The 22329-nt window shown below is 50.2% G+C and carries 13 protein-coding genes; 7 read left to right on the forward strand and 6 right to left on the reverse strand.

Going from position 1 to position 22329, the window contains the following annotated elements; genetic code table 11:
• Positions 1–81 precede the first annotated feature (81 nt).
• Together A1359_RS12995 and A1359_RS13000 are read left to right on the forward strand one after the other, a co-directional pair.
• Positions 82–2460 (forward strand): IPT/TIG domain-containing protein, encoded by a 2379-nt coding sequence (locus A1359_RS12995; RefSeq protein WP_083960625.1) that lies wholly within the window; start codon positions 82–84, stop codon positions 2458–2460.
• 326 nt (positions 2461–2786) lie between these two features.
• Positions 2787–3893, forward strand: a complete 1107-nt coding sequence (locus A1359_RS13000) for a hypothetical protein (RefSeq protein WP_066983549.1) — start codon at positions 2787–2789, stop codon at positions 3891–3893.
• A gap of 341 nt (positions 3894–4234) precedes the next feature.
• Here the strand turns inward: A1359_RS13000 and A1359_RS13005 are convergent, their stop codons facing one another.
• The 3 genes from A1359_RS13005 to nirB are packed head-to-tail and all read right to left on the reverse strand — an operon-like array spanning position 4235 to position 8030.
• Positions 4235–5152 (reverse strand): PhzF family phenazine biosynthesis protein, encoded by a 918-nt coding sequence (locus tag A1359_RS13005; protein WP_066983552.1) that lies wholly within the window; start codon positions 5150–5152, stop codon positions 4235–4237.
• 3 nt (positions 5153–5155) lie between these two features.
• Positions 5156–5488, reverse strand: a complete 333-nt coding sequence (gene nirD, locus A1359_RS13010) for a nitrite reductase small subunit NirD (RefSeq protein ID WP_066983555.1) — start codon at positions 5486–5488, stop codon at positions 5156–5158.
• Between the two features lies 1 nt (position 5489).
• Positions 5490–8030: a nitrite reductase large subunit NirB gene (gene nirB, locus A1359_RS13015; protein WP_066983558.1), complete on the reverse strand. Its 2541-nt coding sequence runs from the start codon at positions 8028–8030 to the stop codon at positions 5490–5492.
• Between the two features lie 383 nt (positions 8031–8413).
• Between nirB and A1359_RS13020 the strand changes: the two genes are divergently transcribed.
• The 5 genes from A1359_RS13020 (at position 8414) to A1359_RS23665 (ending at position 11401) form a co-directional block, all read left to right on the forward strand.
• Positions 8414–9892, forward strand: a complete 1479-nt coding sequence (locus tag A1359_RS13020; RefSeq protein ID WP_066983561.1) for an MFS transporter — start codon at positions 8414–8416, stop codon at positions 9890–9892.
• Between the two features lie 2 nt (positions 9893–9894).
• On the forward strand, positions 9895–10473 hold the full coding sequence (locus A1359_RS13025) for an ANTAR domain-containing response regulator (RefSeq protein WP_066983564.1): 579 nt from the start codon (positions 9895–9897) through the stop codon (positions 10471–10473).
• 76 nt (positions 10474–10549) lie between these two features.
• A complete protein-coding gene (locus A1359_RS23195) occupies positions 10550–10801 on the forward strand; it encodes a COG3415 family protein (RefSeq protein ID WP_232322210.1) in 252 nt (83 codons plus the stop codon).
• A gap of 113 nt (positions 10802–10914) precedes the next feature.
• Positions 10915–11133: a hypothetical protein gene (locus A1359_RS22825; protein ID WP_198159356.1), complete on the forward strand. Its 219-nt coding sequence runs from the start codon at positions 10915–10917 to the stop codon at positions 11131–11133.
• A gap of 193 nt (positions 11134–11326) precedes the next feature.
• Positions 11327–11401 carry a transposase gene (locus A1359_RS23665; protein ID WP_408606556.1) on the forward strand — a complete coding sequence of 25 codons (75 nt, stop codon included), beginning with the start codon at positions 11327–11329 and terminating at the stop codon, positions 11399–11401.
• A 209-nt stretch (positions 11402–11610) separates the two neighbouring features.
• Here A1359_RS23665 and A1359_RS13035 read toward each other — a convergent pair whose 3' ends face one another.
• The 3 genes from A1359_RS13035 to treS are packed head-to-tail and all read right to left on the reverse strand — an operon-like array spanning position 11611 to position 21910.
• Positions 11611–16821 carry a malto-oligosyltrehalose synthase gene (locus A1359_RS13035; protein WP_332310087.1) on the reverse strand — a complete coding sequence of 1737 codons (5211 nt, stop codon included), beginning with the start codon at positions 16819–16821 and terminating at the stop codon, positions 11611–11613.
• On the reverse strand, positions 16719–18575 hold the full coding sequence (treZ, locus tag A1359_RS13040; RefSeq protein WP_232322218.1) for a malto-oligosyltrehalose trehalohydrolase: 1857 nt from the start codon (positions 18573–18575) through the stop codon (positions 16719–16721). Before treZ ends, A1359_RS13035 begins: the two co-directional genes overlap by 103 nt.
• Positions 18572–21910, reverse strand: a complete 3339-nt coding sequence (treS, locus tag A1359_RS13045) for a maltose alpha-D-glucosyltransferase (RefSeq protein ID WP_198159350.1) — start codon at positions 21908–21910, stop codon at positions 18572–18574. The genes treZ and treS overlap by 4 nt, the downstream gene beginning before the upstream one ends.
• Between the last annotated feature and the right edge of the window lie 419 nt (positions 21911–22329).

Below are 22329 nucleotides of genomic sequence, written 5' to 3' on the forward strand. Positions count from 1 at the left end.
GGATTTAATGAAATCTTAATTTGACTTTGATAGTGCCATCACCAAGAATTAGAACCTCCTTAAGTTCTATTGGAGATTGATATGGAACTGTCGCGTAAAGCCCCGCCTCTCATCTGTTTTTTTTGTGTTTTATTTTTAAGTATTGGTCAAACTCAGGCTGATTCAAAATCGAAAAACACTAACCCGGCACTCTCTTCCCTATCACCTTCTAGTGGAATTCAGAATCAAACCATCACGCTGACTGGACAAAATTTCGGCAGTAAAAAAGGCAAAATCTATTTTGGCAGCACCAAGCTGAGTGAGAACAAAATCGCCTCCTGGTCGAACACCCGCGTTACCACGTTAGTTCCGGAAGGAAGTGGCACCGTTGACGTAGAGTTGATGACCAGTAATGAAAAAAGAAGCAACAAGCAATCTTTCAAATACAGTAAATCCTCTTCTGACAGCTCTGACTCAATAACATCCCCACAATTATCCTCATTATCACCTTCCAGTGGATTGCAGAATCAAACCATCGCGCTGACTGGACAAAATTTCGGCAGTAAAAAAGGCAAAATCTATTTTGGCAGTGCCGAGCTAATCGAGGACAAAATTGCTTCATGGACTAATACCCAAGTTAAAACTTCGGTTCCTAAAGGCAGTGGCACGGTTAGCGTACAACTGATGACTAGCAGTGAAAAAAGAAGTAACAAACTGACCTTCACATACAGCAGCAACAATTCAGGCGGCTCAGGTCAGGGAACAAGTTTCCTCAGCAATTTTAAAATACTAGCCAATAATGATTTAGGCATGCACTGCGTCGACGACGACTTTTCTGTATTTTCGATTTTGCCGCCTTACAACGTGCTTAATGCCCAAGTGATAGCTCAGGATGCCAACGGCAAACCAAAGCTGGTTGATAAAAATGCTGTAATTTTGCGCTACTCACCTATCCCGGACAGTAACAATTCCATTAATTCCACCTCAATTGGTAAAACCAATTTCTGGGACATCGAGCCCACCCGTAATAAAAGCTATGTGGAGTTATTATTCGGCGCCAACTTGGCAAATGGACAAGGCATCAAAGATCTATACATGCCCGCCGATGCGCCAGCACTTAGCAATACCAGCTTTGGCTGGAGTGATCATTTAGGCATGTTCGCCGCTGAAGGCATTCCGATTTTCCCTTTCGACGATCAAAACAATTACAACCCTTATCCTATGTTAAGAGTCAGCGCATTTGACGCCAAAAATCCTAGCGTAGAACTCGCCCACACTGACGTCGTTGTGCCGGTTTCAGATGAAACCACCTGCAACAACTGTCATGCCACAGGTATAGGAGCCGCCAGCGATAACAAAGTGCTATGGTCGAAAAACCCAGTGATTTCAGCCCAGGCTAGAGAGAATGTTTTGATTCTGCACGATTTGAATCAAGGTACCCAATTAGTGGCAAACCAACCGGTACTCTGTGCTGGCTGCCATTATTCACCCGCTCTGGATTTGGCTGGCATCGGCCAACCTTCGGGCAACCAAGTCGGGCATAAATGGATGTCTCAAGTTATGCATGATTACCATGCCAATCAGATGACTCAAGTCCAAGTGAACGGCAAAACCATTTTCGATAGCCCGGCCCCAATCGCCGGTCTTGATCCCAGTTTGAATGGTGTCCCTCCCGCTGACCAACAAGCCTGCTATCAATGTCACCCAGGCTCTAAGACTAAATGCTTACGTGGCGCCATGACAGAAACCGTAACCTGCCAAAACTGCCATGGCGACATGGAAGCAGTAGGCGGAGCCCATCCGTTAAAACCTAGCGGCCCCATCAACCAAGTCAATCTCGCAGCCAACCAAACCCGCAAAGCTTGGGTGGACGAGCCGCGTTGCCAATCCTGCCACACCGGGGATGCCGTCAATCACATGACACCAACAGGTGCCAGCTTGGCCAATGACGGTATTCGTTTAATGCATGCATTCGATCAAAACGATCCATCCGCCTCGCCATTCTTGGCTACGAATAAACGTTTCGCAGAAAACGACAACAAACTATTCCGTTTTAGTAAAGGACACAGCGGCGTAGCCTGTGAAGGTTGTCACGGCAGCACTCATGCCATCTGGCCAAGTGATGCTGATCATCCCAATGATGATATTGCCTCCAACGACTTACAAGGTCATGCCGGCACCATCAGCGAATGCACCACCTGCCACAAAGCCGGTAGTTTGTCGCTAACCACAGCTGGCCCGCATGGCATGCACAATGTCGGTGACCTTCGTTGGGCACTCGATGAAGATAGAGGTCATCCAGCCTTCTTCGAGAAAAATCCGGATGAATGTAAGGCCTGCCACGGCAGCGATTTAAGGGGCACCGTCCTGTCTCGTGTCGCTGCTGACAGAAGTTGGCAAACCGAATGGGGCACAAAATCCGTCAAAAAAGGCCAACCGGTCGGCTGCTACACCTGCCACAACGGCCCCGATGATGATTAATTAATACTGTAAACCTAATAAACAAATCAGCTGCCAAATAAGGCAGCTGATTTGTTGATACGATAATATTTTTTAGCCCTTTATTTTAAGAAAAACTTTATGGCAACAAATTTTAATCTTCGAGCTTTAGCCACAGCCTTCTCGCTAACTATGCCATGATTTGCTGATAAAAAGCCGCAAGCTTGACATTAATTTTTCTGAAAATTTAATGCCAATTTAATGAAGACTTAAGCTTAAATTTATCTGCATGCGTTATAAGCACCATTCAAACTAAAAAAGCCAACCATTCATCACCATGCTTTTTCAATTTTTCTAAAGGAAGTGCAATGCATCAACAAATCATTAAAAATAAAGCCCAAATTATCGGTGCTCTGCTAGGTAGTATCACTTTACTGGGCAATAGCGCTGTCATGGCCAGCACAACCTATGGCACGCTGGGTAATTTCGATGTTTTTAACGACTCAGACACTAACAGTTATTATGGTTTTGAAATTGAATTAGAAGGCCTGGATTCCTCTTCAATTGCTAACTACAACGGCAATTATTATACCTATACCAACTGGCATTACGGGGCTGGTCAGGTTAGTACTGTTAACGGCAACACCATTGTCCGCTACTACGACAATGGCGCCCACAGCACCGCGCCTTATACTTCACAAATTACCAATACGGGCGGTCATTCATGTATTACCATTGATGGCTGTGAACATTTTGGATTGGCTTTAAACGGCGCCCCTACCGCTTCTCGTTATTTCTGGTTGGATCAAAACGGCAATCGAACAACCACCGTAAGCCTGATTGGTGCACCCATTGCCACTGTATATCAGCCGCCAGCCCCAGCCCCAGGCGCAGCTTTACCACCGCCGCAAGTTCAATTTGTTGTCGAAGCACCTGAAGCACCCGAAAGACTAGAAGCCAATCAGAAGTTTTCCGATGCTGTTTGGGTCAAAGTTATAAAAACCGAGTTAGACCTGGAAAACATGGCAAATCTAAACGATTTGATGGCCGATAACCCCGACAAAATCGCTGATGCGGAACATGACGGTGTCGAAGTGGAATGGAAACTATTACAACGTCGCCTGGATGATCCAAATGGGGTTAACAATAAACTCGACAGTGGGGCTCAAGAGGCAGGTAAAAATGCCGAACAGGTCTTGAGAACCTATCAATTCTTCGCGTTTACCGGTAAATATGATGCTGAACATGAAGCTGAATGTGTAGATGTAGGTACATGCGAAGATGACTTACAGGACAACATCGCAAATGTCGATCTTTACGTCGGCAGACTGCTAGGACAACAAATGGTTGCTGCCAATTTGAACGGCCCTGTCGAGTTTCCAGCTCAAGTGCCCTTACCGGGCGCTATATGGTTATTTGGTTCAGTCTTGGCAGGTTTTTTAGGCATTTCGCGTCGTCAAAAAACCATCAATTAACAAACTGTTGCTAATCAAAATCAGCAGTTAAAACTGCCGCCCAGATAGAGACGCAAAGCTTAGCGTCTCTATCCCTTTCTAAAGCTAAAAAGCATTATAGACAGCCTATCCATCATGTCATTAAACCTTCATGATACCGCCATGCAGTTGATACCAAACTACCAGCTACTGAAAACACCAAGCCTATGACGCTTATAATATAAATAAAATCAACAACCTATGCTTAGTAAACGCTCAAAGCTTTGTTAATGCAGTCAGTGAAGTACCCCCACGCCCAATCAAGAATTACTAATTGCATTAAAAACCAAGAGCCTAATCCTGTTGGAAATTTTCAAGATAATCTAATCCGGTAAATTGATTACCCCATCTGCAAAAATGACCGCTTGACCGCCGATTCGTACCATCAGATTTTCCTGCTGCTTGTTGTCCATTTCCAGTTGTATCAAACTGCGACGGCTGGCAATCTCACCACGTTCTACCGCAAAGGCATGCGTGCCTTTTTGGGTGTGCTCAAATGAGCATAAATAACTGCAAAATGCCGGCATCGCACTACCCACCGGTGGATCGTCCTGCAAACCAATATTTGGGCCTAGCAAACGGGCATTGAAATCGGCATCAGAGTTGGGGGATTTGGGTGCAAATAACAATATTTCTTGCGCAGCGGTTTGTGGGGCTGCAGATTGGCTCCAGGCAGGATAATTGAAGCGGGCTTTGCGCACGGATTCGTAATTCCAAACCGGCACGATCAAATATGGAAAGCCACAGGAAACCAAACGTGGCGAATATTTTTTATGATCGAGCTCAGACAATTGCAAACCTAAAACGCGGCACAACTCTTCATCGGTAGGTGCAAACCGGTCAATGATCGCACTAATGCTACGACTGAATTGTACAAATCCGGCTTTGCCGTTTGTACTGGAGATATTCACTTCAATGTTACCGACGTTTTGCTCGAAAATAATGGCTGTCAACGGTCCATTTAAAGCGATATTGCCGGATTCGCAGAGCACAAATGCCGCTGCGATGATGGGATGACCGGCAAAATCAATTTCCTTAAACGGTGAGAAAATTCGCATCCTGTACAGGTTTTCGCTATTAGTCTCATTAAAGATAAACACCGTTTCCGATAGATTGAGTTCCTTGGCAATCGCCCCCATCATTTTTGCATTCAAGCCATCGGCTTGCGGGAAAACGGCAATCTGGGCGCCATTAAAAAGCTGGTTGGTAAATACGTCGGCAATGTAATACTGGTATTTCATGGTTTACTCCGGCAGCTGGATAGCGACTCGATCGTTTTCGATCCGAGCCGGATATGTGGGCACACTGACGTTGGCATCTTCAAAACAAACACCTGTGTGTAAATAAAAATGCTGCTTATACATGGGTGATGCCAACATCGGTTGTCCGCCCAGGTCACCCACCATGCCTCTTGACAACACATTGGCCTGACTGAATGGATCGTAATTTCCGATGGCAAAAACCAGCTGCAAACGGGGCAGATAAAACAAAGCTATTTGCTGACCTTTGACCAAAGCGCAAACGCCGGAATCAGGCTGTAAATCGTCGATATGACAGACATCTATCCAGTTACTCATGTTAAGCCGCCTCTTCGATCAATTTGAAATGCTTGCGTTCTTCTGAGTTTGCGGGGCGAACTTGACCACGCTCTTCCACAAAGACCACATTGTCATCAGCTTGATCGCTGTTAACAAAGTGGCGAAAACGTTTCAGCTTATTTTCGTCTTGCAGAGTGGTTGTCCATTCGCATTGATAAGTGTTGATGACATGCTGCATCTGCTGTTCTAATTGTTCAGCAATGCCCAGCCTGTCTTCCAGAACCACCGCTTTCAAATAATCCAGACCGCCCTCCATGTTTTCCATCCACACCGAAGTACGCTGCAAACGAGCGGCGGTGCGGATGTAAAAGATCAAAACGCGGTCGATGTATTGGATCAGGGTTTGTTTATCCAGATTGGTGGCAAACAAATCGGCATGCCGCGGCTTCATACCGCCATTGCCACAGACATATAAATTCCAGCCGTTTTCGGTGGCAATTACGCCGATGTCTTTGCCTTGTGCTTCGGCACATTCGCGAGTACAACCCGACACGGCGAATTTGATTTTGTGTGGAGCCCGTAATCCTTTGTAACGATTTTCCAATTCAATCGCTAAGCCGACACTATCGTCGATACCATATCGACACCAAGTGCTGCCAACGCAAGATTTAACGGTACGGAGAGATTTACCGTAAGCATGGCCGGATTCAAAGCCGGCAGCGATCAACTCTGCCCAGATCAAAGGCAGTTGCTCGACGCGGGCACCAAACAAATCCACCCGCTGGCCACCGGTAATTTTGGTATACAGGCCGTATTTTTTGGCGACTTGGCCCAGCACGATCAAACCGTCTGGGGTAATTTCACCGCCGGTAACGCGCGGTACAATTGAGTAAGTACCGTCTTTTTGCATGTTGGCCAGATAAGTGTCGTTAGTATCCTGCAAGCCAATATGCGGTTTTTCCAGAATATAGTCGTTCCAATAAGACGCTAAAATCGAACCCACCGCCTGTTTACAGACTTCGCATCCCAGTCCTTTACCGTGCTTGTCCAGCAAATCATCAAAGGTTTTGATCTGTTCCACCATCACCTGGTTATACAAATCCTGCCGGGTATGCGGAAAATGTTCGCAAATATCTGTGCTAACTTCGACACCGAGTTTGGTCAATTCGCAATCCAAAACCGACTTTAATAATGCAGAACAACCGCCACAACCTGTTGCTGCTTTAGTTTCAGTTTTGAGTTGACCGATTGTGGTGCAACCGGCTTCTACCGCACTGCAAATCTGGCCTTTGCTGACATCGTGACAGGAACAAATTTGCGCCGAAGCCGGCAAGGCATCCGGCCCCAAGCCCACCGATTCGTCGGAACGTTGCGGCAAAATCAGGGCATCGGGGTTTTCAGGCAACTCGATGCCGTTTAAACAATACTGCAGCAAAGTACTATATCCGGAGGCTTCACCGACCAACACAGCACCCAACAATTGCTTTTTATCCTGACTGACTACCAGGCGTTTGTAAATTTCACTAGAGCCGTTTTGATAGGTGTACACCAAAGCACCTTGGGTTCTGGCATGTGCGTCGCCTATACTGGCCACATCGACACCCATCAGTTTTAGTTTGGTGCTCATATCGAAACCGGTAAAACTGGCGTCGTTATCGGCTAAGTCGGCGACTACCGTTCTGGCCATCGCGTACCCCGGCGCAACCAAGCCAAAGATTTGTCCATTCCATAGCGCGCATTCGCCAATAGCGTAAATAGCAGGATCGGAGGTGCGGCATTGATTGTCGATCACGATACCGCCACGAGGACCTACTGCCAGTTCGCAAGCACGAGCAATGTCGTCGCGTGGGCGAATACCCGCGGAAAATAAAATCAAATCGGTTTCCAGTACTTCACCGTCAGCGAAATTCATTTTATGCAAACAGTGTTCACCATCGTCGATCAGGCTGGTGTTTTTGTTTAGATGCACTGTCACGCCCAGGGCCTGGATTTTTTGCTTTAACATGGCGCCACCGCCATCATCCAATTGCACGGCCATCAGCCGTGGCGCAAATTCAACTACATGGGTTTCCAAACCCAGGTCTTTCAAAGCTTTGGCGGCTTCCAGACCTAATAATCCGCCACCGACCACAGTGCCAATTTTTGATTTTGCCGCAGCCGCTTGAATGGCTTCCAGATCTTCAATCGTCCGATAAACCAGACATTGCGCTCGCTCATGCCCAGGCACCGGCGGCACAAAAGGATAAGAACCGGTCGCTAATACCAGCTTGTCATAAGCAATGACCACACCTTTGGCAGAGGTGACTGTTTTTTGCTGTCGATCTATGCTGGCCGCTTTATCACCTAGATGAATCTCGATACCATGCTCGGCAAAAAAACCAGCTTCTACCAACGACAAATCTTCAGCACTTTTGCCGGAGAAATACTCGGATAAGTGCACCCGGTCATAAGCGGCACGAGGTTCTTCGCAAAAGGTAACAATGCGATAGCGTTCTTTGGCGGCGCTATTAACCAAGCTGGCTAAAAAATGCTGCCCGACCATACCGTTACCAATGACCACCAGGGTTTGTTGTGTGTTCATGTCTGACCTCTCGTTTCGTGATATTTACCGCTCCGCGCTGTGCCAGCTAAATTTTGGGCAAAAAAAAAGGCGGCCTGAATTGAAATGAATAACTCATTCAATCAGGACGCCTTTGTCCAAATACATATGACAGTGCAAGCTCAGCGGGAGACTTAATTAAAATAAAAGCAATATAAATGCCAGTTTGTAAAAGCCACAAAAATCACGACATAGAGCAATGATGAATAATTTTTTCCCTATCTGCCTGCACCCAAACAAGGCAATTCTGTGGGCAAAACGCACCAAAACGGCGCGCAAACAAGCATATACAGGCCCTGACAGGGTTGTGAATGGCTTGGCATGTAACCTGCTTTAACTGCTCTATCTTTCCATTAGGATTATTCATGGCTATTGCGCCCTTTAAACTGCTATCGCTAGAAGGCAAAACCAAGATTTTGCACATGAGCTGGCTGGCATTTTTTATCAGTTTCGTCATCTGGTTTAACCATGCACCCTTGATGATGCTGATTAAACAAGACTTGGGTCTCAGCGACGCCGAAGTCGAGATTATTTTAATACTCAATATGGCACTCACCATTCCGGCACGCGTCATCACAGGGCTGGTTGTCGATCGCTTTGGGGCACGGATTAGTTACAGTGTCTTGCTGGCAGTTTGCAGTGTGCCGTGCTTTATGTTTGCTGCCGCTGAAAATTTTGCCGATCTGGCTTGGTCGCGCTTTTTATTAGGCTTTATCGGCGCCAGCTTTGTGGTGGGTGTGCGCATCATTGGTGACTGGTTTCCCTCCAGTCAGATGGGTTTTGCAGAAGGCATATATGCTGGTTGGGGCAATTTCGGCTCGGCGGCGGCGGCCATTTTTTTGCCTGGTTTGGCACTCTATTTTGGTGAGGAAAATGGCTGGCGCTATGCTATCGCCCTGACTGGCTGTATGTCTCTGGTTTTTTCCGTATTGTATTACCGCAATGTAGAAAACCTACCTCCAGAATTGGCCAACCTGAAAAAAAAGCCGGTACACAGCATGGCCGTTTCCAGCATTAACGATTTATTCCTTTATATGCTGAGCCTGTTGCCGCTTTACGCCACTTTGTCGTTGTTAACCTGGAAGCTATCAGCTCTAGCAAGCCCTTTATTATCCTCCAGTTGGGCGTGGTCAATACACACTGGCATTTGGCTGGTGTTTTTGCTACATGCCCGGCAGTTGGTCAGCAAAAATGCCGTACGCTTGAGTCAGCCCATTGCGGATATTCATTGCTATCGTTATCAACAAGTGTTTATTTTGGCCGTTGCTTATTTGATTACCTTCGGTTCTAAACTGGCCGTGTTGTCGATGTTGCCCATGTTTTTCTTCAATACCTTTAGCGTTAGCCAAAATATATCCATGCTGGATGCCGGCCTGTTGGCCTCTAGCTTTGTGGTGACCAACATTATCGCCCAGCCGGCCGGTGGCTGGCTCAGTGACAAAATTGGCCGCAAATTTTCCATTACGTTGTTTACTGTTGGATTGGCCGGCGGTTATTTGCTAATGGCCATGATTTCTGAGAATTGGTCTATAGGCTTGGCCGTGCTGGTGACGCTGATTTGTTCGGTATTTATGCAAGCGGCTGAAGGAGCAATTTTTGCGTTTGTACCACTGGTTAAGCAATCCATTACCGGAGAAGTCGCCGGTATCGTTGGCGCATACGGTAATGCCGGGGCAATTGTGTTTTTAATTTTGCTGACCTTTGTTTCAACCAGCGGATTTTTTCTGGCTTTGGGAGCCTGTTGTGTGGTTTTGCTGGGATTGATTGTATGCCTGGAAGAGCCGAAAAACTTCATGATTCAAATTCTGCCGGATGGCAGCGTGGCCAAAATTGAGTTGGATTAATCATGGCAACGCGTAAAGTATTGGTAGTCGATGAATTCGATAGCGATCCTATGTTGGAACAACATTTAAGCCAACAGGGGTATCAGATTGCCACGTTAAAACTGCAGGATTTAAATCTGCTGGAAGTCGTAAAAAATCTACAACCAGATGCGGTGGTACTCAATCTGTATAGCCCGGATGAAAAAGTCTTGCATATGATGCTGACCCTTAATCAGCATTTTGCGGTACCGGTGATTATTTTTGCCGAGGACCAGCAAACCGACACTATCAACAACGTCATTAAAGCCGGCGTCAGTGCTTACATTGTCGATTGTTCGGAACCCAAGCGCATCAAAACCATCATCGAGGTGGCCATTGCCCGCTTCAACGAACAAAAAGTCTTGAAAGACGAGTTGCAAAAAACCAAAAGCCAATTGGAAGAACGTAAATTAATCGACAGAGCCAAAGCGATTTTAATTAAGTCCAAAGGCTATAGTGAAGATCAGGCTTATCACGCTTTGCGAAAACTAGCGATGGACAGAAAAGTATCCTTAGGGGAAATGGCAAAGAATGTGATCGCCATGGTGGAGTTGTTGAATTAATACCGGTAAGCGCTTAACAATAAATCGCCATGCAGTAAAATAGCGAGTTTTTAGATACGGTGGTGGCAGCGAAGGAATGCGGGTAAGACCAATTGAATTAAGCGAAAGCGAACGAGAGCAACTACAGCTAATTGTCAAAAAAGGGAGTGATTGGCGAGAGCGGGCACAAACCATTTTGATGTTATCCAATGGCCAGACAGTCATTGCTGTTGCGGCACAACAAGGCGTGAAGCCGGAAGCAATTGGACTTAACAGCTTACCGAATCAACCTCGCAGTGGTGCGCCGAGCAAGTTGACTGACGCGCATCGGAGCCAACTCAAAGAATAGATCGATGCGGAACCTTTGTGCTGCCGGGCATTGGTCAGCCGTCTAACGACGGAATGCGGGGTGACGATTAGTGCCAGTACCTTGCGGAATGAGTTAAAACGCATGAGCTACGTGTGGAAGCGCACGCGATACAGTTTAAAAAAAAGCGCGATCCCGAGCGCTTCGAGCAAGCTCAGCATGACATCGCAGAGCTGATCAAGCTAGCTGAAACAGGTGAAATTGAACTAGCTTATGTGGATGAAGCCGGATTGCGCCACAACCGCCGAATCGTTCAGCTTGGACAAAAAGCGGTGAGGTGCATGCCATTACAGCAATGTGCGCCCAACGCATGAATATTATAGGAGCCATGCTTTCATCAGGCCGATTAATACTGACTAAACTGTGGCATAGCGTGAACGGCCTTTGGTTTTCTGATGGCCTTGATTGAACGCGTCAGCAAGCCCTTAGTGGTGATTTTGGATAATGCTTCCATTCATACAGCGAAAAAAAATGAAACCTTATTGGGATTTATTGGAAGAAAAAGGTATGCGATTTTACTTCTTGCCACCCTACAGCCCCGAGCTGAACCGGATTGAATTGCTGTGGAATAAAATGAAATAGGCGCTTAACCAAGCTATGGGGTATTGTGCGAGACTGCCAAACAACCTTCTGCCTACTAATTAAAGTGCTGCCGGTGCTGCCGGATAGGGAATAACATCGACAGATAGTCAAAACTGGGTCATGAAAACGCCTAGTAGTATGCCAATACCTTAAATCCAAACAGCCTATTTTTCTGATTGTCCATTCAACCTAAGGCCGCCAAGGACTTTTCAGCCAGTCACCAGCAAGGCGACAGGGAAATTCACCAGTGTATTCGCAACCACCAAAGAGTTGTCCGAAGCTAGGAGTTCCTTAGTGTAAACATTGCGCCAGCTGACGTGCCTCAATTCTTTTGGTAGATCGATCCTGGTATCTCGCCAGATGTCATGACCCAGGGGCAGACCGCCATTTTCACCTTTCGTACCGAGCAGTTTTACGGTAAGGCGAGGTGCAACGGCGATAAGTGCTTCGTTACCTTGGCGCCGAGCGTAGGCGCAGATGTGGTTGGCACGTTCACCCCTCACCGTCAGTGATTGGTAGTCGCCTTTGTAGAAGAGTTCTGGTTTTTGCGCGCGTAGTGCGAGTGTTCGCCATATTAGATAGAGCTTGGCACGACCATCAGCCATGCCGCCTAACAGAATGTGCAGCCGTTCAATCAGTTCTATCACCGGGAAATTCTCCATTTGCCTCAGTTCGTTCAGTAATCTCCCGCGTAGACTGAAATCGACGCTACGGCGGTTATCCGGATCGACTAGATTGAACTGCCACAGTTCGCAGCCCTGATAAATGTCAGGCACACCTGGAGAGGTCAGTTTAAGAAGCATAAGCGAGAGACTGTTGAGCAAGCCATGATGCGTAATCCTTTGCGTCGCCCGCTCGAAGTCGGTGAGAAATAGATTGTTGTCTCCGGGAGTAAGTAAAGTTGCGATGAAATCCGAGAGCGCTGCTTCGTAAGCACTATTGACGTTAATCCAACTGCTATGTTCTTTGGCTTCACGAACAGCCTTGATCATATAAGCCTCGATCCGAAGACGGTAGGCATCAAGATCATCGAACATCATATCGCCCAATGGCCAGCTACCGATGAGCGTCTGGTAGAGCAAGTACTCATCGTTGGCCGATGGTACAAGGATACCGTCTATGCTTTGTTTCTTCGTATGATTGATCTTGCTCCAACCCTTGAGGAAAAGCTTCCATTCGGCAGGTATTTCCGAGAGAACATTGATACGCGTCCGCAGGTCTTCAGAGCGTTTACTGTCATGAGTCGATGTTGCCAGCAGGTTGTGGGGCCAGCGCTTGACCCGTGCCCGTGTAACTGCGTGGTAGGCGGCTACTGAAATACCAAATCTGCTGGGATCACCACCGACATCATTGAGGGAAACGAGTCGATGGTAGCGATAGAAACTGGTGTCCTCAAGTCCTTTAGCCATCACAGGTGAAGTGAACTGCTGGAACTTCATTGCGAAAAAGATCACGGCCGAATGGTAGGCCTCAGGGCGTCCTTGGGCAATGTCGGTGGAAAGTACGCTCTGCACAAAAGTGAAAACTCTGCTGTCCAGGGCTGGGTTGCGCTTTTTGGCAATGGCAATGGCCCATTCGATGTGACCACGATCATTGTCTGAAAGCCCGTTATCGTTGATATAAGTGCGATAGACCGGAAAACAGGCAACTACTTCGGCCAGTGCTTCACGCAGGGTGTATAGCGTGAAGTCACAGGTATGACGATCCATCGCTGCGATACGGGCCAGCCGGTAGGCTAATACATTTAGCTCACTGACCAGCGCTGTGTTCATCACCAAATGCTTGGCTCGATGTACGAGCGCTTCGAAATCGATCGATTCACCTATGAAACGCTCGTAGATACGAGTCATGCGCCATTTGCTAGATGGGTCGATGAGGAGGCTGTTCGCCAAGTTGGAGAACTGATAGCCGGTCGTACCGTGGATCGGCCAATCCAATGGCAACTGTTCGTGTTCGGCAAGGATTTTTTCGATGACCAGATAGAGTGGCAGCGGCTCGCCAGCCTCATGGACCCTCCCCCCCACGCTGCTCTGTAAGCGGCTGAAATATTCTCTAGGATTATAGAGCCCATCTGGATGGTCAATGCGCATGCCATTGACCTTTCCCTGCTTCACCAGATCAAGCACAAAATGATGTGTCGCCTCGAATACGTCCGGTTCTTCTATGCGTAGAGCGGCGAGGCCGTTGATGTCGAAAAAACGGCGATAGTTGATTTCGTGCGAAGCGATGTGCCAGAAGGCGAGTCGGTAGCCCTGCTCCTGAATCAGCGCATGCAGCGCGTCGAAGCTAGCCGTGTCGCCAGACCGACCGTTGAAATCGTTGAGGTTATCTCGGATGTGCTGAGCGATGTCGGGACTGGCGGCCACCAGCGTAGCAAGATGATGCTTATGCACTTCCTTGTCGCGTTGGCGCTCAGCTCTATGAGAAGGCTCGGTGTCGAGTCTGGTCGGTAATCGGGCAAACGCAGTGAGCAGGGTTTGTAGTTCGATATTGCGCTGATCGGTTTCTCCCAGCACCGCCACCAGGCGCTCGTAGCGATGGAGGACTATCAGCGGATAGGTGGCTGGATCGATGGGCATCCGGTGTTGATAATAGAAGAGGCTGAATTCGCCGCGCACGCTATCGAATTCCAAAATTATTTCGCCGCGTTCAAGTACGGTAGCGTAATAGTCGCCAAGCACAGGCAGTAACACTTTGCCTTTGATATCCGGATTGAGCGGATCCCAGTCGATGTCGAAGCACTTGGCGTGTACAGCAGCGGGGCCATTTTCTAACACGTCGAGCCACCAGGCATTGTCGCAACCCATCACGCCCATATGGTTGGGCACAACATCGATGATCTGCCCCATATCATGTTCATGAAGGACGGCGACGAAGCGTTCGTAATCCTCCTGCGTACCGATCTCGGGGTTAAGGACGCCATGGTCGACAACATCGTAACCATGACTACTTCCCGGACGTGCCTTCAGGTAGGGAGATGCATAGCAATGGCTGATACCAAGTTTGGCGAGATAGGGCACTATTTCTACTGCCTGCGAGAAGGTAAAATCCTTATTGAATTGCAGTCGGTAGATAGCCCGAGGAATCGCCGCCGAATGTACCGGCAGCTCCGGTCGCGGTACCACCGCGCTGCCACGCTCGTTCCGCACCACTTCCGTAGCCTGCGTAAAACATTCATCAACGCACCAGTCCTCTAGGTCAAGCGGCAGGCGGCGCGACCAGTTAGGATGCTGATTTTCACGAGTGCCCGGTAGGTTGGCCTGTTCCAAGATGCCAAAAATATCTTCTGGCTGAATTACTAGTACCATGGACGGTGTACGCGCCAGATAGGCGTGGATCGCGTTAATGAAGGGAGCGGTCAACTCCTTCACAGCCACCGGTTGCTCGCTCGCCCCCTCAGGAAGCAGGCCTTCATGTTCGAGCGCGAGGAGCATGCGTGCACGATCCTGGGCGCGCTCAACGACAAAGCGCTCATACAGCTCCTGGGACGGAAACAGCTTTAGCTCTACGCGTCTGTGAAGATCACTGCCTTTCCAAAACCCTGCCAAGGTGGGCAGATCGTGAGTACTAGCAGCCACCAGTGCCTGGTGCGGATAGCTGCTAGGTGCCGCGAACCCCCCATCTTCGTCACGCTCGAAGATAAAGGGTTGATAGGACATAAGGTCGGTGGCGGTGAACCGTGTGCGCAGTCCCTCGGGCACTGTACCAAGCACTTCGCCGATGACCAAACACTGGTTACGCCAACTTTCCAGTGCGACGATGCCAAGTAGCTCATCGAGCGCATAGGCAACATAAGCGCCTTCGCTGGCCGGTCGGCCCGCAGGAACCCAGAACAGCCGCGTTAGGCACATGGCATGGTCGATGCGGAGTGCGCCAGCATGCCGCATGTTGGCGCGCAGCACTTCGATTAGCGGCGCATAGGCTACCCCGCGCAGACGATGAGGAATGTAAGGAGGCAGCCCCCAGTCCTGCCCCATTCGGTTGATCAGGTCGGGCGGCGCTCCAGTGTAGGCGCCGGCTGCAAATACGCCCTGCCAACCCCAGACTTCCGCGCCACCCGGATTGGCACCTACGGCAAGATCGGCATACAGACCGATACCAAGACCGCGTAGCCACGATTGTCGGCCAGCCTCGCCTAATTGAATGTCAGCCAAATATTGTAACCAGGCGTAAAACGTCACCGCCGACTCATGTTCAGCAACAAAATTCGCTACGGCGGTACTTTCGGGATCGCGGTAGGCTTCAGGCCACACTGGCCAACCCCAGGTCATGTCATCTTGGGCTTGAAAATGGGCCTGTAGCGCCTCGAAACGGGCCAGACGCTCCAGAGACGTGCCGGATTTGTCACGATAAAGGAAAAACGCCTGCGCATGCTCCGAATTCTGCGTCAGATGCCGCTCGCGGAAATGTTCATAGAGCAGATTAAGCACCTCACGTTTGATCTGGGCGACTCCCGTATAGTTCACCAGCTCTTCCGCCAATAGGCTGCGTAACCGGGCCTGAAACTGTGGCATGGCAACCAGCATCTGTGCTGCTGTGCACTCGTGGAACTCGGCCACCGCCTCCACATCGATATAAAGCGTGTTGAGCGCTGATCGGCACGACGGGCTGTAGGGACTGATGTGTTCGGGATTGTTCGGAAACAGCTCGTGAAGCGGATTGAGGCCGATGATGCCGCCCCCCGAATCGGCTGTTATGTCGACCAAGTGACGCAGATCCGTGAAGTCGCCGATACCCCAGTTGCGTCGTGAGCGAAGTCCGTATAACTGTACGGCGAGCCCCCAGACACGTACGCCGTCGCGGATCACCTTAGGCTGATAGCAGATTGTTGGTACGACGATTACAGGCATTTCTACTGCCGAGCCGTCAGGTCTTTCGATTACAAACTTGTGGTAACCGAGTTCTTCGACCTTCAGCAGCTCTAAAGTATGGCGGGAAAATTCGGCGTCGACGACATGGCGCTTTCTGATTAGCGGTAAGCGCTCTGGCACACACGCTCCCTGCTGCGTCGCCCCGGATTCTAGCTGCAGTACCCAGTTCAGAGTGCTACTGGCTAGCCGAACCGGTACTGTAAACTCAATGCGAATTGGCTCGTCACAACGCACCACTGTCACTGGAGGTAACAGCCGTAACCATTCGGCGTTCTCAAGATCACGCTGAATACGCGCTGGGTCGGTTTCGTGTCCCGACAGGCCCATTGCTGTGAGCAGAACCTTCCGAGTGGCATCAGAAGTCAGATGCCGATTACCCCATATGTCAGTGTGTTCATCGGCGATGCCACAAAAGGCTGCAAGCTCATGCAGTGCGCTCTTCCTTGTCACAGTACGGCATCCGTTAGCTGCCAGATCGCTGACCAGGGTGGCAGATAGTTGGGTTGTGCCTTTTCCATGTTCGAGGTAGCGAACAACATTCGCCCACACTCTGGCATTACTTCCACTGCTTGTTCCATGCCTAAATTTGCCAGCAATTCGAGTTCGCTGTCGTCACCTAATTTCCATCGCAAACGCAATATCTTGGGAGTGATATGGGAAACCGTAGTATTGCCGGTTAGGTGAGACATCCCTGTGAGACGGGGAACGATTTCGTGTTGCCGTAAGGTCAGCAATCGGCGGTAAAGCGCATGCATCGTACTGTGGGGCTCGCGGTTTAGTAGGGTCCAGTCGAGCTTACTGGTTGCGAAAGTGCTTGTGGCGTTGGGGTCGGGAATACACTCGCGTGTTGCGGGATCAATAAATTTGGCAAATTTGGCAAATTCGCGCCGGCGACCGTCGGTCACTGCTTGTGCAAGATCAGCGTTGAAATCGCAGAAAAACAGAAAGGGTTGATGTGTAGCGAACTCTTCGCCCATGAAAATCAGTGGTGGCTGCGGGGCTAACAGAAGTATGGCGGTTACTGCTTCCAAAGCGGCTGGTGAAACAAGCTGACAGAGCCGCTCGCCGAAAGCGCGGTTGCCAATCTGATCGTGCGTTTGCAAAAAGTTGATGAAAGCCGTTGGTGGCAGGTGGCCGCTCGGTTCGCCGCGTTTTGCGCCACCTCGGAACGGTGATGGTTCGCCCTGAAAAGCAAAACCTTCAGCCAGGCAGCGCGTCAACGCCATTATCGGATCAGTGGCATAGTCAGCATAATAGCCGTCGATTTCATGGGTGGTAATGACATGCAGCGCGTGATGCAGGTCGTCGTTCCATTGCGCAACGCCGCCAACTCTTAGGCCATGCTGCCAACTCCGGCTTTCGAGATAATGGGCTTGATTCTTGTCATTTTCGAGAATCAGATGCACGTAGCGCTCGCGGCCAGGTCCTGTTTGAATCGCGTCGCGAATTTCTTCGACGATATCAGGCGAATTGTTGTCAAAGATCGCATGAATGGCATCGAGACGCAGCCCATCCAGGCGATATTCCTCAATCCAGTAAAGGGCGTTACAGATGAAGAAGTCGCGTGCCGTTCGACTTTTGGGGCCATCGAAGTTGATCGCCGAGCCCCACTGTGTGTGATGGCGTGAATTGAAGAACTCTTGACAGTAGCAGAACAGGTAGTTGCCCTCGGGGCCGAAATGATTGTAGACCACATCAAGAATCACCATTAGTCCACGTTCATGGGCAGCGTTGATCAGGTGTTTGAAATCCTCCGGCCTGCCATAGGATGCGTCAGGTGCAAAAGGCAGTACACCGTCGTAACCCCAATTTCGGCGCCCAGGGAAGTCGGCTACCGGCATGATTTCGAGTGCTGTAACACCCAGTTCAACCAAATAATCAAGGCGTGCTTCGACGCCGGCGAAATTGCCCGCAACTGAAAAAGTGCCAACATGCAGCTCGTAAATGACGGCCTGTTCCCATGGCCGACCGAGCCAGATATCATCAGTCCACTCGAAAGCGCCTGGGTCGATGACTTCAGAGGCGCCATGCACATCGCTGGGATTGAAGCGAGAGGCAGGATCGGGCACCAGTAAACCGTCGGGAAGCAGGAAACGGTAGTGGTCGCCCGGGCTTGAGCTGGCCAGGTTTAGTTCGTGCCAGCCATCTTCCGATCGCTGCATGCAGAAATCGGAGGTTAAGCCGTTTTCTAAGCGTAGCACCATATTCGAGACGGATGGCGCCCAGATACGAAAACACACACCACCGGCGATCAGCTCTGCGCCGAAGGGCATGGAGAAAGCATGCCGTGAGCCCATATTCATTGGCCCTCTAGCCTGCGCAGCAGGCTAAAGAGAGGGATGGACAGCCAATCAGGGCGTTGCTCCATTTCATGGCACAATTCGTCTAGTATTTTTTCGAAGGTGAAGAACTCGATCAGGGCAACTGTCGACGCCATGTCGCTCGTAAATGTCCAAGATTGCTCGGTGACGGCGTAGTAACCGGCCAGGAAAGCGGCAGTGCTTTCCGCTTCCCATCGCTGAACCAACGGCCCAAGGCGATGACGATCGTGGGGGCGCTCGGCAGTGGCGCGATTGGTGGCCATGGCAGAAACGTAGCTGAAACAGCACAACATGCTCGCTACGTCGCGCAGGGGGCTGTGTTTGCAGCGGCGCATGGTCAACGGACACTCAGGATCGCCCTCGAAATCGGTGATGACGAAGTCGTTCTGTACCCTCAGCACTTGGCCGAGATGATAGTTGCCGTGATAGCGCGTTTTTAGCCCTCCGACATGATCCAGACTGCGCTGCGAAAAATGTTCCAGCAGGAGCTGACGCTGCGCTAACAAGCGATTGATGCCGATGCGGATTTCTTCCGGTACGGCTTCGCGGAAAACTTCGAGCGCGTCTAGAGCTGACACAGCACTCAGGTGCGTAGCCTGGCTCCAAGAGACAATGTCTTCCGGCACGATGGGTTCGGGAGTGAAGGCCGGATCGCCCGTCTCCTGGCTAAAGGCAAGGTGGAGTTCCCCTGTGCGGCGTCCGACAATTTCCATAAGCGCCAGGAAGTAACCATGCGGGCTGTCGGCGCCACTAGTCGCGTTTACGTCGCTGTCCGCAAGCTGGTCAGCGAGGAAGCGGGCAACGTAGTCCAGTGCGAAAGACCAACCATTGCTTTGGTGTTCGACATAAGGCTGCAACAGCGCCAGGGTATAGGGAACGTCCGTCGCGTCGCGGATCTCGATCGAGCCGGCCACCGGCACCGCATGTAAAAAACCAGCCGATTCGGTAAGATAGCGGCCTACCTCCACCTCCGGGTTGATGCCTGGTTGCAAGCGGCGGTAACATTTGAGGAAAAGACGGTTGTCGAAATACACGGCAGTGTTGCTCTGCTCGAGAGCCGGGTGGCTCACGTCGGTGTCGATGCCGTCGGCTAGCGCAGCAAAAGACTGATAGGCTTGAAATTCGATGCGTAACTTGCCAAATTCCAGAACGAGGCCTGTACTGATGCCACGTGCCAACGCGCGGCAAAAGCGTTCGTCGCCGAAAGCGCCATAGAGCATGCCCATACGTGCTTTATGGCGCACCTTCGCCAAAGTCCAAGTTGACAGTGTCATCAATTGTTCTTCAGTGACGTCGTCTTCCCAGCGGATCGCCAATGGCAGGAAATAACGCTCCGGCTCAAGATCTGTGTAGCATACTTCGATGAGGGTAAGCAGCCAACTGCCTTCCTGTGTGTTCCATTCACCTTTTTCTACTATCGACAGGCCTTCGATAGTGCGGTTTTTTTCCTTGAACCAGTGTTTGGAGGCGAGATAAGGCCCAATCACACTGTGTGTAAGTTGGCTCGCGGTTGCGGTCGAAATTATGCGCTGAACCAGACTGGCATCGGCGTGAACCCCTGGCAATGCTATCCAAGCCTCGGTGAGTACCAACACCGGCAGTTCCGATCGAATCATGCGCACTTCGTGCCAGTAGGGAATCTCGACGTCGGAGGCGAGACGGAAACTGAAATAACCATAACCTTTAAGCGTAAGCTGGTAAGGCAGAGCTTCGATGGGAGGAAAGGATGTGCCGCCGAGTAGTTCAACTGGCACCCGCTCTTTCCATACAGCGAGGTCGAGCTCTACGGGTTGTGCGGTGCGTGCTAGGTTGACCACACAGAGAATGATCTCATCCTGCCATATTCGTACGTAGGCCAGTATTTTACGATTGGCCGATTTAAGGAATTGCAATCTGCCTCGGCCAAAGGCGTGATATTTCTTACGAACGGCAATTAGGCGTTTGGTCCAGTGTAACAGCGAAGACAGATTGCGGCTCTGTGCCTCGACGTTGACAGCTTGGTAACCGTATATCGGATCCATGATAGGTGGCAGATAGAGACGCTGAGGATCCGCGCTCGAGAAGCCGCCGTTGCGGTCAGGCGACCACTGCATGGGAGTACGTACACCGTTGCGGTCGCCCAGAAAAATATTGTCGCCCATGCCTAATTCGTCGCCATAGTAGATGATCGGAGAACCAGGCATGGTCATAAGCAGGAAATTCATTAGTTCGATCTTGTCGCGATTGTTGTCCATTAAAGAAGCTAGTCGGCGACGGATGCCGACATTGACACGCATGCGAGGATCGGCAGCGTACATCTGATACATGTAATCGCGCTCGCGACTGGTGACCATCTCAAGTGTGAGTTCGTCGTGATTACGCAGAAAGATTGCCCACTGGCAGTTCTCTGGGATGTCCGGCGTCTGATGCATGATCTCGACGATCGGGTGCCTATCCTCCTGCGCTACTGCCATGTAGATGCGCGGCATCAGCGGAAAATGGTAGGCCATGTGACACTCATCGCCGTCGCCAAAATACTTGCATACATCCTCCGGCCACTGATTGGCTTCCGCCAGCAGCATGCGGTTCTGGTAATGTGTGTCGATGACGGCCCGAATCTGCTTTATAACAGCATGCGTTTCGGGTAGATTCTCATTGTTGGTGCCTTCGCGCACGCAGAGGTAGGGAATTGCATCCAGTCGCAGGCCGTCCACTCCCATGTCCAGCCAAAATCGCATGATGCGGATTACTGCCTTGACTACCGCCGGATTGTCAAAATTCAGATCCGGTTGATGCGAGAAAAACCGATGCCAGTAGTAGGCCCTCGCCACTTCATCCCAGGCCCAGTTCGATTTCTCGCTATCTGTGAAGATGATCCTGGTCTCGGGGAATTTCTTATCGGTGTCGCTCCAAACATAGAAATTACGTTTGCTTGAGCCAGCTGGTGCGCGACGCGCTGCTTGGAACCAGGGGTGTTGATCCGAAGTGTGGTTAATGATCAGTTCGGTGATGATCTTCAGTCCGCGCTGGTGTGCCTCGCGGATGAACTGGCGTACATCGGCCAAGCTGCCATAGTCGGCATGGACACCGCGGTAATCTGCAATGTCGTAACCATCGTCCTTGAACGGAGAAGGATAGAAAGGCAGCAACCAGAGCGTGTTGATACCGAGATCCTGCAGGTAGTCGAGCTTCTCAGTCAGACCTCTGAAATCACCGAAGCCGTTATCGTTGCCATCAAAGAAAGCTTTGACGTGCACTTCGTAGATGATGGCATCGCGGTACCAGAGCGGATCATCGTTCCAGTTCGGCATGGAAGGAGAATGAGATTCGTCAGTCATGCTCACCTCGATACTGTGTGTCACACAGGCTGCACCCGGCCCTGAATTTTCCAGAACGGGGATGAGGAGCAGAAAGGAAAACTACATTTCCTCTGCGTCGAAGGTATGCTTCAGCCAATGCGGGTATTCGCAGCGGATACTCGACTGTTGGATCTGGGTACCTTGAGTTGGTAGCTCGGTATCCTTGCACCGTGTCACTAACTACCTGACACTTGATTTTTCGGCATCGTCTATCTTGTTGCCCAAAAAACTGCTTAAGCAGCAGAATAGTCTGCAGAAGAACTTTATTGCCCTCCCCATAAGCATGCCGGCCATCATCAGGGTGTCTGGAATGGCATAGGGGTAAGTGACTATCGAAGGTAATCAAGCTATCGAACATGTGCGACCCGCCTTCCTGATGAAGAAAAATCAAAGCATGA

It is taken from the genome of Methylomonas lenta (assembly GCF_001644015.1).
Lineage (GTDB): Bacteria > Pseudomonadota > Gammaproteobacteria > Methylococcales > Methylomonadaceae > Methylomonas > Methylomonas lenta.

Bases quoted from the DNA above. Each gene is read 5' to 3' on its own strand.
- A1359_RS13000 (WP_066983549.1), top strand. From the start codon at position 2,787: ATGCATCAACAAATCATTAAAAATAAAGCCCAAATTATCGGTGCTCTG.
- A1359_RS13005 (WP_066983552.1), bottom strand. From the start codon at position 5,152: ATGAAATACCAGTATTACATTGCCGACGTATTTACCAACCAGCTTTTT.
- nirD (WP_066983555.1), bottom strand. From the start codon at position 5,488: ATGAGTAACTGGATAGATGTCTGTCATATCGACGATTTACAGCCTGAT.
- treS (WP_198159350.1), bottom strand. From the start codon at position 21,910: ATGACTGACGAATCTCATTCTCCTTCCATGCCGAACTGGAACGATGAT.
- A1359_RS13025 (WP_066983564.1), top strand. From the start codon at position 9,895: ATGGCAACGCGTAAAGTATTGGTAGTCGATGAATTCGATAGCGATCCT.
- A1359_RS12995 (WP_083960625.1), top strand. From the start codon at position 82: ATGGAACTGTCGCGTAAAGCCCCGCCTCTCATCTGTTTTTTTTGTGTT.
- nirB (WP_066983558.1), bottom strand. From the start codon at position 8,030: ATGAACACACAACAAACCCTGGTGGTCATTGGTAACGGTATGGTCGGG.
- treZ (WP_232322218.1), bottom strand. From the start codon at position 18,575: ATGAATATGGGCTCACGGCATGCTTTCTCCATGCCCTTCGGCGCAGAG.
- A1359_RS13020 (WP_066983561.1), top strand. From the start codon at position 8,414: ATGGCTATTGCGCCCTTTAAACTGCTATCGCTAGAAGGCAAAACCAAG.
- A1359_RS23195 (WP_232322210.1), top strand. From the start codon at position 10,550: ATGCGGGTAAGACCAATTGAATTAAGCGAAAGCGAACGAGAGCAACTA.